This is a genomic window from Vibrio sp. 1180_3 (genome assembly GCF_029478545.1).
In the GTDB taxonomy this organism is placed as follows: domain Bacteria; phylum Pseudomonadota; class Gammaproteobacteria; order Enterobacterales; family Vibrionaceae; genus Vibrio; species Vibrio aestuarianus.
Map to the genome: position 1 here is coordinate 19,868 of NZ_SJFM01000013.1, position 12,281 is coordinate 32,148.

A 12,281-nucleotide genomic window follows, 5' to 3' on the forward strand; every position below is an offset into this window, starting at 1 on the left:
CTTACAGTGGGTTGGCAATGGTATCTGGAGCATCTCTATCAAATATTTCATTCGCCCACAGCATAACGACTAACTCATTCGACCCAATATTAGTCACATCATGTGTCCACCCTGGAGCGGTTTCAACTATACGGGACTCCTCCCCCTCAACGGTTAGTTCATGATACTCACCCGTCACAATGTGCCTAAACTTAAATAGGGCTTTCCCATTTATTACAAGGAACTTTTCTGTTTTAGTATGGTGATAATGTCCACCGCGAGTGATACCAGGGTGTGCTGTAAAAAATGAAAACTGACCCGAGTCTTTGGTTTTAAGCATTTCCACGAAAGTCCCTCTCTCATCGCTATGACGAGTAACGGAATAATCAAATTGATCAGGTGCTAGATAGCTTACATAGGTAGAATAAAGAGCTCGAACAAAGCCTTCACCTACTTTAGCCGAAATCATACTTTCTCGGCTCTCTTTAAACTCAGCAACCAATGAGGCAACTTCGCCCACAGTGGTTTGATAAACCGGTTCTACAAAACGATATTGCTCAGATGGAGCTGGTGAATCAGACAGTAGCTTAACAAACGACTGACATACATCATCAATGTATACGAGGCTGATCGCTGCATCAGGGTTATGAATAGTGATTGGTAAATCATTTATGGTGTTGTAACAAAAAGTAGCAACTGCTGAATTATAATTTGGTAGACACCATTTGCCGAACACGTTAGGTAAGCGATAAATATGAGTAGCAGCACCAGTTTGTTTCTTATACTCCGCTACAGCCTCTTCTGCACCCGCCTTACTGAGGCCATAAGGATTATCTAATTCTGCTTGAATCGAAGAGGTTAATACAATAGGCGTTTTACGCCCTGACTCAATCAATGTGTCTATGATATTTTGAGTTAAATCTGTATTGCCTTTTTTGAATTCGTCTTCATTCTTAGGACGGTTCACACCCGCTAAGTGATAGATAAAATCAGCAGATTTAACTTTATCGCTAATACTTGCTTCGTCATCATCAAGAGTAATTTTTACAATATTAGTAAAGCTCGCTTCTTGCAAAAAAACACACAAATTACGGCCTATAAAACCAGCAGCACCGGTGACTAAAATATTCATTTATACTCCCTCTGGTACAACCAAGCTACCAGCTTCGATATCAGCAATAAAGTCGAGCTTATGAAGAAGCTTCACCATACCGTCAACATCTAAACGTTCAGTGTTATGTGAGTTGTAGTCTTCGATAATCGACAGATCTTTTTCACCTTCTTCATTGTACTTTGTGTAGTTCAAATCACGGTTGTCAGAAGGTACACGGTAATAACCGCCTTGATCTTCAGCCACAAACATCTCTTCACGACTACAAAGAGCTTCATAAAGCTTCTCACCATGACGAGTACCAATAATGTTAACTTGATGATCTGGTTTCTTGGTGATTTTTAAAAGTGCTTTTACTAATACATCTATGGTTGCCGCTGGTGCTTTTTGGACGAAAATATCACCATTAACACCATGAGTGAATGCATGCAATACAAGGTCTACCGCATCATCCAAAGTCATCATGAAACGCGTCATATTCGGGTCTGTGATTGTGATTGGATCGCCATTCATAATTTGGCGCAAAAACAGTGGGATCACAGAACCGCGAGAGGCCATAACATTGCCATAACGGGTTGCAGATATAACAGTTTTTTCTGGGTCAACGTTACGTGATTTTGCAACGATAACTTTTTCCATCATCGCTTTAGAAATTCCCATTGCATTAATCGGGTAAACCGCTTTGTCTGTACTTAAACAAACAACTCTAGATACTTCGTTTGCAATGCAAGCTTCTAACACGTTTTCTGTACCAAGAACGTTAGTTTTTACAGCTTCCATTGGATGGAATTCACAGGAAGGAACTTGTTTTAGAGCGGCTGCATGATAGACAAAATCGACACCACGAGTGGCAGATAAAATAGAATTATAATCTCGCACGTCACCAATATAAAACTTAAGTTTAGTGTGCTGATATTGCTTACGCATATCATCTTGCTTTTTCTCATCGCGAGAAAAAATGCGAATTTCTTTAATATCTGTATCTAAAAATCGTTTTAATACAGCGTTACCAAATGAGCCGGTCCCACCTGTGATTAATAATACTTTGTTGTTAAACACCATTAACCCCGTTATCGCTCTAAATTGAAACTTGTTTGCTTAAATCGGTCTTCTCTTGTTTAGTTGGGTAACTAATCAGAACCGCTCTATATTTACCTTTAAAGACAAACAAACTGCCTGCCGCTACACCGACAACACCACATTCTTGAACCAGCTTCTCTAGGTCAGACATGTTGCCAGCTCCCCCAAGGAAAGTAACAGGAATATGCATTTGTTCTTTTATTTTCTTTGACAGTTCTAGATCATACCCTGTCATCATGCCATCTAAATCGACGGAATTAATCACTAGCTCACCAGCTCCATGCTCTTCTACGGTTTTTGCCAACGCAAATAAGTCAATTTTATGAGCTTGAGTAGCATTATGTGTAAGAACTTGATAACTATTAGAAAAAAGACCTTTTTTCTTTTGTACATCGACCACGACCACAACACTTTGGCTACCAATGCTACTCGAAATTTCACCAATCAGATTTGGATCTGCAATAGCAGCAGAGCTCAATGCCACTTTCTCGACACCAAGGTCGATTATGCGAGAAGCTTGAGCAGCCGTTTTAATTCCGCCACCATAACATAGTGGCATCCTACACTCAGCAGCTAACTTAGCAATGAGATCATAGTCGGGTTCTGCTCCATTAACAGTGGCATCGATATCAATCACCATTAATTCATCAGACTCTTTTTCATTAAAAATCTTAACTGCATTGATTGGATCGCCAACATATTTTGGAGAGCCAAATTTTTGAGTTTTTACAAGCCCACCTTGGTGGATTAAAAGACAAGGAATAACTCTTGGTCGTAACATCGCCTTATAGCTCCGCAAAATTCTTTAGGATAGTCTCACCAAATTGATGGCTTTTCTCTGGATGACACTGTATACCGTAAACATTTCCAGAATTTACGATACAGTCAAACTTCAACCCATAATCTGCCTTAGCCAGGCCATTCTCTTCATCATCACAATCAAAGAAGTATGAATGTAAAAAATAGAATTCCGGCTCTTCTTGAAACTCATTGAAAAGTGGCGACAACTTAGAAAGCACTACCTCATTCCAACCCATATGAGGCATAGGGAGTGCTTCACTTTGCGGGCAACTTCGGAATGAGCGAACCCGGCCTGGAATCCAGTTTAAACCCGGTAACTCACCTTCTTCGCTACTAGTCGCAAGCATTTGCATGCCAACACATATTCCCAGTACAGGTATTTTTCTTACTTGCACTAGCTCTTCTACTTTATCTCGCAACCCTGACTTCGAAAACTCAGTCATAGCATGATCAAACGACCCAACACCTGGTAAGATAAGGTGCGTCGCTTCGCTAAGTTCAAGAGGGGAAGTAGAGCGCTTGCAAGGTATGCCTAATCTTTTGAATACATTTAAAAATGCCTGAATATTCCCAACACCATAATCAATAATGTGAAGCACTAGACATTCCTCTTTTCTTTACCAAACTTCCGCAATAATGATGCACCGAATTGAATAAGCCAACGCTTATTTTTGTAGTCTCGATATGTTTTCTTTGGTGCATCAAACAGTGCCTGCAGCTCGTCAACTGTGAGATCTAACTTATGTGCCACATATTCAAACTCGCGTGTCAAAAAGTGTTCGTCCATCTCAGGCTTTGAAATTCTCTCTAAGGCAGCTTCACGACTCATTTGCTCAGTATGTATCAAACTCGAAAAATGAGCACGACGCTTTTGAAAACCAAAGCGTCTTGGTAACCAGTAATCTTCATAAAAGCGAGTAAAGCGAGATTCATGATGCTTATGTTGGAACTTCTCCCATCCAAACTTATCATTAAGCTCCTCTTCTGCTTCTCTTTTAGTAAATGGAACAAGGTTCAGAGGATAATGGACTTTCAACCCTGGATAAATCTTGTATAAAATCTTGTAGAACAAAATGTCTACAAGTGGGAAGTCATTTAGCTTGTTCTTACTGCCAAACTTGCTGTGGATGTCTTTAAATAGCGTAGAATCAACACCTAAATACCCACCCCACTCTTCTGGTTCGCGACAACATTCTGTAGAGAAATTTGAACCAGTAAGAATATGTTTAACGCCATGTTTCCGAGCAAAACGATAAAGCCCAGAAAAGAATGCAGCGTCTTGAACTAAGTCTTGGTCTGGAATACCAGATTTCAGGAAAGCAACTTGAAGGTCTTTAATTTCTTGCCAGTTTACAACTTCGGTGTACAAGTCGACTTCTAGTCCTTCGATTAATTTCTCTATGTTGCCTACTGCCTGATCGGTGTTCCACCCAGCATCTACATGAAATAAAAGCGGCCTCAAGCCCATCACTTCTTTCGCGACGTAAGCTACATATGAACTATCCAAACCACCAGACAAACCGATGATGCAATCAAAATCCTTGCCCACACCATCTTTCTTGATTAACTCAGCCATTTCCATCAACTTCTGATGGCCTTGACTATCAGTGTTCCAGCTCGGCTTAATAGTGTTTTCAAAGTTCAAGCAGTGATTGCACACGCCGTGCTCATTAAAGGAAATACTAGGATCACTCGTATCCATGATGCATTTACTACATATTTGATAGCTCATTATTCAATCTCTTTGTCTAACTCTGAGCGACAGAAAAGTGGTGCAGGTTATTAAAAATAGCAATGACCAACCATTAGCCATCCCTATAACACTGTATATTGGCGAAAAAATCATTATAACAGTGATAAATGCGAACCACAATTTGCTGCTAATCACACTACTTCCTAGACGCCTTGTTAAGAAGCCATAAGAAAAACCAAATAGAGCTCCGACTAATAACCCGCCGATATACCCAAAATCTAAGAAAAGCGTACCCGGAAAAGTTAAGTACACACCACTTTGTAAAATTAGTTCGCTACCAGTTTGATAGAATTGAGTTCCAAAGAGAACGTCAATCATTCTAACTATAATATAGAAATTATACCCTCCCATAAGATAAGGAGAGTAAGCCAACTCAAAATAGTCATTTAAATAAGTAAAAGGATGTGTTACATAAAACGACAAATAAACAAAAACCGAATATATTGGTTGCAATTCAATTGGTAATCCTGGTATCCGATAGATTAAAAGATTATACTCTCGCTCTAAATAGTCAAGCATAATGTGAACGTCTAAACCCTGCACCTCAAATCTTGTAAGAAACATACTCAAAGAATAGAGAACACCTATGAAGATAGTTATAAAGACACAAAGTTTCTTTAGATTAATTCCATTATTCTTATTGCGTACTTTATAAACCATTATAAATGAAAGACAGTAAATCGTGCTTATAAAAAATGCATTACGACCACCAGACAAAAACATCGCAGCAAACCCAAGAAAAACTAGTGTGTAGTAAAAAAGTTTAGCTTTTCTATTTTCACATTTCGTATAAAACAGTATTGATGCAAAAATAGGGGGAGTACCAGAAAGAAAAAATATTAGCAGACCAATAATTGAGTTTCTAGGACCGGACAAGTGCTCGGACTCTCTTTGCTCAACAATGCCACTAAAAGACCCATTCTTTATTATCAAAAAGTCTATGTAGGCAAGTATTACATAAATAGTAAGTAAAATAAAAAACAAATTTCTTATCTGAATAACTAGACCAGTTGACGCACCAAGTTTTCCACCAACTTTTAAAAGTTTACTTTTTTTATTAATTGAGAAAAAACCTACGAAGTATGAAGCATAAGTTATTAAAACAAAACACATCAAATATATAATTAAATCAACACTAACAATTACATGAGTAACAGGACCAAACACTCTCATCAGCGTAACGATCAACCAAGGAAAAAGAATAACCACAGTTCCCAAAGTAAAAGCATTCACCTTATTTTCAAACATATTCCTTATCACCACCCCCCCTTTTTTTTTTCGAAAGCCCTATATAAAGCGATAATAGTAAAAAAAAGCACTGCCAATCTAATAAATAATATCCCTTCAATAAATGCAGACAATCCAAATTGTGTATACATTCCAATTGGAAATAATATACTGACAAGAATGAGAGATAAAAAAGTAAGATTCCTAGCTATTTTTTCTGCGGAAAGGCTCAATAAAATCCAATCACTAATAAAAAGTAATACCGAAACAAGGCATAACCAATAAACATAAGACAATATAGAGAAGGTTTGCTCCGAATAATAAGATATAAAGTACTTCTCAACGAGTATTGGTGACAAAAACTTGAAGCTTGGATACAGGATAACACTTAAAAATGTAACTACACTAAACAATGCTATAACCGAATTAAGAAACTTCCTTGAATCTTTCTTATTGGAGGCCATTTTAATAAACTTGGGACCTATAACATTCATTAGTATTCCACAGCCCAACACACTTGCTTGATATGAAATCATTAAAAATGAATACAACCCAAGGTTAATCAAACCGAATAGAATTGATACGATATACCTCTCTAAACTGACGGAAACATTTCTTAGCATCGTCATTAAACAGAAAGGAAAACCTTCTTTAAATATCAAACATATTTTACTTCTATAATTCCCAAACTCGAAAAAAACAATGCTACTTGAATTAACAAAAAAGCAAACAACAGAGATTGTAAGTAATGCTATTGCCTCAGCAAAAATAGCGGCCCAATAACCATAAGACTCTACAAATAAGATGGCAATAATTAGCGATAATAATGACTTAGAAAAAAGCATAGAAGAAAAACTTATAACATACTGACTAGAACGGTAATAGGACTCAAATATATTATAAGGTTGTGAAAAAATAGCCAGAATTACTAGGCTCGCTACAAAGTCAGATACTTTAACACCGATAAATATGGTTGAAATTAAGAATACGATAGTTGAAAGTAATAAAACACCAGAAATACTATAGTTGAGGGCTGTATTTCTAATGCTGACTCTTTCCATTTGATTTTGCGCTGCAGAGCCAATTTTTAACATGTACTCGTTTGAGCCAAAACTACCAATATACCCAACATAGATAAACGTAATCATTACTAAAGAGTATAATCCAAAGCTCTCTGGTTGCAGCGCACTAGCCATATAGCCTAACTTAAAAAAAGATAGGGCGGCTCCTCCAATAGAAAAGAAAAGATAAATTAAGTAGTTAATCTTCATTGCTATTTAATTTTTTCAATATATCTAGCTAACGAGGCGGCTAGGACTTTCATATCATGGAGATCTTTCTCGTTATTACCGTTCCAACTTCCATCAACAATTAGTTGCCCTTTATCTACACCAGATAGTAGATGATGAACCAGTCGCTTTTTATCAACTTCACTCAAGTCAACATAGTTTTCGATATATTCCGCAATATCTTGAGAGCAAGTATCTTTGTTGATTTTTTTATAAAAACGCTCGTCAGGGAAGTAATAGGTAGATGAAAGACACAATACTGGCTTGCTCCTTAACGCCACTTCAAAACCTACCGTGCCTGTCCAAACCAAAGTCGCGTCATAATGATCAACAAGATCATTTGATGGGGTCTGTGTTGGGCATAGGGTTACATTACCCATGGAACTTAGCATGTCGTATAACTTGGGGTTTCTATACCCAATTACATTAGGATGCTCTTTGATTAGAAAATGTAGTTCTTTGTGAGATTCAATAAATTCAATTAAAACTTTGTCATAATTAATTACTTCTACAGAATCACACCAGTAATCCACTGTAGCTTCAGGAATCATCTGTAAAGGAATATAGATGATTTTCGACTTTTCACGTGCTATGGATTCTTTCCAATTTACGTCACCAATTTCAAGTTTAGGAAGAAAATGCGCCCATTGTTTGGATATAATTACCGATTGCCAATAATGATAGTTAAAATAGTCGCCTGACGATACCCTTTTAAAAGAGAAATAGGGAATTTTAATTAAATTCCTTGCCCATTTTCTTAAAATTGTTTTTATTGTATTTTTTTTATCTTTTTGTACAAATCCTGGTAAATAAGCTTTATCTTCTAAGACTGTAATTACTTCTTGCACCTCACTGTCTGTAACTTCCCTAACATAGTTGTATTCACCTCTCGCTGAAATTCTAAAATATCCATTCACAAAAACAGTGACTAACCCAATAAATGGTATTCCTCTCTCTTTACTCTCAAAGTAGAGAATATCCATGATATATGAATCAATTGTTTCAGAAAGCACGATATCAGGGTCATGTCTTTCAAACACCTCTCTTGTTGCTTCCCTCATAGCATTCAAATGTAAAAGAGCATCATTTTTATCGATGCTCCTTAACAATCTGCACCTAATAATTATATCTTCATCTAAATCGCTTGCTTCAAAATTCACGTTTTTCAACTTAGACAACTGCTTATAGTAAGCATTCCAAAGCCCTGAATTATCAACTTTTTTATGAGCGCTTATTGTAATATTTTCATTTTCTTCTGATATTTCTTTTACAATATTATCTAAATAATCATCGGACCAAGGACCTGCATGAGAAAAAAACTTCATCATTATACCAATTAAATTATATATTTTTATGAATAGCTTGTTTAGCAAGTTTAAACTTTAATTAAAGCACTAAAACTTTCTAAAAATCCTATTCGATACCTTTTTTAATATCCGAGTTTGCTTTTATTAACTCTTCTTTACGTCCAATATCAATCCAATAGCCATTAATTTTGTAGCAATGACAACCACCATTATTATCGGCCAAAGTTTTAAATAAACTCGGCATGTCATAAAACTGATTTTTAGGAATAGTTTCTAGTACAGGTGGACTCAACACATAGATTCCAGCATTAACATCCCAAGAAATACTAGGTTTTTCTTCGATTCCTATAATTTTACCACCTTGCTCTTTGATAACACCAAATGGTATTTCATGGCAATACTCTCTTACAGCCATTGTTGCAGATGCACTTTTAGACAGATGATAATCCAACAGTCCGTCAAAGTTCATGTTGGTTAACACATCTGCGTTTACTACAAAGAAAGGGTGTAAAAAAGGCTTATCAATCAGACTTAATGCCCCGGCAGTTCCCATTCTTTTATTTTCAACAACATAGTCTATGTGTACAGAAAATTTACTTCCGTTACCAAAATAGTCTTGAATAAGTTCTTTTTTATAGTTCAGACAGAATATAAACTTCCTAAAACCTTGCTCTCTAAACTGCTCTATTAGATTCTGTAACATCGGTTGATCACCAACATGCAACATAGGTTTAGGGGTATTTTTCGTTAGTTCACCTAACCTAGAACCTAATCCTCCAGCCATAATGACTACGGTATTAGGTCTAGAGATAAAATCGACATCATCTAGTGAGGATATTGATACTAACTTATTGTTTTCGTCCACTATCGGCATATGCCTTCTATGAAGACTTTTAAGATTTGCGATGACTTCTGACTTAGTAGAAGCCGAGTCCATTTTTACTGGTTTAAAGTTAACGAGTTCTTCAACATTAGTTAAGTTGTTTAGGATTCCTCTACGAAGGTCTCCGTCAGTTAATATACCTAACAAATGATCATCTTTGTCAACAAATGCGACAAAGCCTATTCCCCCGTTATCCAAGGCTTTGACCACCTTCTTTATCGTCAAGCTTTCGTCATAAAGAAGCGTGTGTTTCATTATTATTCCCCATTAAAAATTGCGCATAATCAAAATCTTCTTGCGTATCGATATCTATAGACCTCGATCTAGGCATTTTATAAGCAAAAGTCTTTTCCGAAAAATATTGTCTGTTGTCAATTAGAGATTTCTTAAAAACAAAGATCGCACCGTTAGGAAAGTAAGATTCTCTAAATTGTTGCCTATTGTTTAAGGAGTCATCAGAGAAAATGCTCGTTAAACTTGAATCTGCTTCAATGTACTTGTGCCACATGACTGGATGATACTCTAAACAATAGCTGACAACAGAGTCCGCTGAGTTTTTATAAAACAGATCGATTGCACCATCAATATCTTGGCTTTCTCTAAGCGGGGATGTTGGTTGTAATACGACAAAATTGTCAACATCATAACCAAACTCGTCACTTAAACGATTAGTGGTATATATATAGTTATCAACCGCGAGAGAATCATCTCTCGCCAGCTCTTTAGGCCGCAGAAAGGTTTTTGTTGCGCCTAACGAAGCTGCGACATCATAGATTTGCTCGTCATCAGTTGATATTACTACATCCGTTATATACCTCGACTCTAAGGCAGCTTGTATTGTATATGCTATCATAGGTTTGCCATTAAGAGATTTAATGTTTTTCCCTGGTAAACCTTTTGACCCCCCCCTCGCTGGTACAATAGCGATCATTAAACCAAGTCCTCTTTAGTTAAAATATGGTCAAGCTTTAAGTCTTTATTGACCTTCATTCCTACAATAAAATCAGACATTTCTGGCTTGATTCCAGTACCAGGACGTTTATAGTCAAGATCTTGCTCAGTGATTACTTCACCTTTCTTCATTGCACGATTAATGGCAATGCTTCTGCGAAATTCGGCTTTTTTCTCATCAGATTCAGTTGCCTGAATGCGGAAACTTCCCAAAGCATCATTGATTCTAGAGGCACCTTTGACAATAGCTTCCAGTTCCTCTTTAGTTGCTGATACTTTATGATCCCAACCTTCCATATTTTTATCTAGAGTAAAGTGTTTCTCAATGAGGCTTGCTCCCATAGCTGCAGAAGCTAATGGAATCTCAATTCCTATTGTATGATCAGAAAAACCAACACAGTAATCTGGATAAGTCTCCATGAGTGTTTTCATATTGTTTAAGTTTACGTCTGAATCGACAGGTGGATAAGTTGATACACAATGAAGAATACATATTTGCGTATTGCCAGCTCCTTCAATAACTCGAATTGCCTTATCTATTTCATGTAGCTCACTTAACCCCGTAGATATGATAATAGGCAAGTTTTTCTTAGCAATATAGGACAAAAACGGATGATTATTAAGATCCATCGATGCTACCTTAATAAAAGGTGACTCTAACTTTTCTACTAAAAAATCCACTTCTTCCTTGGTAAAAGGAGTCGATGAACAATCAATCCCTACCTCTTCTGCAAACGACTTCATTTCCAACAATTCAGCCTCAGAAATGGAGTACTTTTCAACGATTTCTTCCAAAGTGTAGTCAGTTCGGTCTCTATAATCATCAGCAATAAAGAAGTTATCTTCATACTTTACTTGGGCAAATACAGAGTTTTTCGTCCAACTCTGGAATTTAACACAATCTGCCCCTGCTTCTTTCGCTTCAATTATGAGCTTTTTTGCTAATTCCATATCACCATTGTGGTTCGCACCTAGCTCTGCTATGACATAAGGCTTTTTGAAGTTTTCGATTGCGCGATTTTTTGTAATTTTCATATTTATAGCTCCCACCATAAAGGGTATATGGTTTTGTTTTTCAAATTTGAATATAATTCACGAATTTTTTTAGGATCTTTACTTATTGCTATCATCTCGTTTTTTAAAGAACTAGCTTTTTCATAGTGATCACATAAAGTTCTGAAATGGATTTCTTTTACTTTAACTGTTGAGGCTATTGATTCTTTAGTAACTATTCCCATTCCTACTGTATTATTCTCATGTTGTCGATAAAACGTTTCGCATGATGAAATAAACTTTGCTTTATAACCTTTTAACATCAGCAAAGAGTATATTAACCAATCTAAAGCTATTACATCCTCTGGAAAATCAAGATCTAACTCTTTAAGTAAATCCACTTTAACAGCTGTATTAGACAGGCCCATGATGTTAGAGGTTTCAATATCTTTAAAGCTTATTCTTTGGCCATTTACTATTCTTTTTGAAAGGTATTTCCTTTGCAATATACCTTTTGAGTTAAATGTCGTTATATCATTAACGACAATATCATTTTCTTCTAGATATCGAACACATTCAAAAACTCTGTTATAACTAAACTTGTCATCTATGTCAGAGAATACAACGTATTTATAGTTCCGGTTAATTGCTTCTTTAATCAATCGAATTCTATTTACTAGAGGGGTCTCTCCAGGGGTGATAGTAGCAATACTTAACTTATTATACTTACCTAAAAATTCATCTAAATCATTATTCCCATCATTTACCATGATAATATCGAAATGGGTATAATCTTGATTTAAAAACGAATCAAAAAAGTCTACTAGATAATTTTTAGGCACAGGAAATGCTGTTGCAAGCACACATACACTATTTTGTACTCTTCCCATTTTGAAATAGCCTCAAA

Annotated in this window: 12 protein-coding genes; all 12 read right to left on the minus strand. The window is 36.3% G+C overall.

Annotated elements, in window-relative coordinates; all coding sequences use genetic code 11:
• Position 1: 1 nt before the first annotated feature.
• From EYW48_RS09850 to EYW48_RS09905, 12 genes are read right to left on the minus strand one after another with little or no spacing between them, the layout of a single operon-like run.
• The gene (locus EYW48_RS09850) at positions 2–1,111 is read right to left on the minus strand and encodes a capsular polysaccharide biosynthesis protein CapF (RefSeq protein ID WP_261916452.1); all 1,110 of its coding nucleotides are present in this window, start codon (positions 1,109–1,111) and stop codon (positions 2–4) included.
• Positions 1,112–2,149 (minus strand): polysaccharide biosynthesis protein, encoded by a 1,038-nt coding sequence (locus tag EYW48_RS09855; protein ID WP_261916453.1) that lies wholly within the window; start codon positions 2,147–2,149, stop codon positions 1,112–1,114.
• Positions 2,150–2,168: 19 nt separating this feature from the next.
• Positions 2,169–2,951 (minus strand): AglZ/HisF2 family acetamidino modification protein, encoded by a 783-nt coding sequence (locus EYW48_RS09860; RefSeq protein WP_261916454.1) that lies wholly within the window; start codon positions 2,949–2,951, stop codon positions 2,169–2,171.
• Positions 2,952–2,955: 4 nt separating this feature from the next.
• The gene (gene hisH, locus EYW48_RS09865) at positions 2,956–3,570 is read right to left on the minus strand and encodes an imidazole glycerol phosphate synthase subunit HisH (RefSeq protein WP_261916455.1); all 615 of its coding nucleotides are present in this window, start codon (positions 3,568–3,570) and stop codon (positions 2,956–2,958) included.
• Positions 3,570–4,703: an N-acetyl sugar amidotransferase gene (locus EYW48_RS09870; protein ID WP_261916456.1), complete on the minus strand. Its 1,134-nt coding sequence runs from the start codon at positions 4,701–4,703 to the stop codon at positions 3,570–3,572. Before EYW48_RS09870 ends, hisH begins: the two co-directional genes overlap by 1 nt.
• A 3-nt stretch (positions 4,704–4,706) precedes the next feature.
• Entirely contained in the window at positions 4,707–5,972 is a 1,266-nt protein-coding gene (locus EYW48_RS09875) for an O-antigen polymerase (RefSeq protein ID WP_261916457.1), read from the minus strand.
• Between the two features lie 8 nt (positions 5,973–5,980).
• On the minus strand, positions 5,981–7,222 hold the full coding sequence (locus EYW48_RS09880; RefSeq protein ID WP_277432336.1) for a hypothetical protein: 1,242 nt from the start codon (positions 7,220–7,222) through the stop codon (positions 5,981–5,983).
• Positions 7,223–7,224: 2 nt separating this feature from the next.
• The gene (locus EYW48_RS09885; protein ID WP_277432337.1) at positions 7,225–8,613 is read right to left on the minus strand and encodes a hypothetical protein; all 1,389 of its coding nucleotides are present in this window, start codon (positions 8,611–8,613) and stop codon (positions 7,225–7,227) included.
• Between the two features lie 40 nt (positions 8,614–8,653).
• Positions 8,654–9,685 (minus strand): nucleotidyltransferase family protein, encoded by a 1,032-nt coding sequence (locus EYW48_RS09890; RefSeq protein ID WP_261916460.1) that lies wholly within the window; start codon positions 9,683–9,685, stop codon positions 8,654–8,656.
• Positions 9,663–10,361 carry an acylneuraminate cytidylyltransferase family protein gene (locus EYW48_RS09895; protein WP_277432338.1) on the minus strand — a complete coding sequence of 233 codons (699 nt, stop codon included), beginning with the start codon at positions 10,359–10,361 and terminating at the stop codon, positions 9,663–9,665. The genes EYW48_RS09890 and EYW48_RS09895 overlap by 23 nt, the downstream gene beginning before the upstream one ends.
• The gene (locus EYW48_RS09900) at positions 10,361–11,416 is read right to left on the minus strand and encodes an N-acetylneuraminate synthase family protein (protein ID WP_261916462.1); all 1,056 of its coding nucleotides are present in this window, start codon (positions 11,414–11,416) and stop codon (positions 10,361–10,363) included. Before EYW48_RS09900 ends, EYW48_RS09895 begins: the two co-directional genes overlap by 1 nt.
• Before the next feature lie 2 nt (positions 11,417–11,418).
• Positions 11,419–12,264 carry a glycosyltransferase gene (locus EYW48_RS09905; RefSeq protein ID WP_261916463.1) on the minus strand — a complete coding sequence of 282 codons (846 nt, stop codon included), beginning with the start codon at positions 12,262–12,264 and terminating at the stop codon, positions 11,419–11,421.
• Positions 12,265–12,281 lie beyond the last annotated feature (17 nt).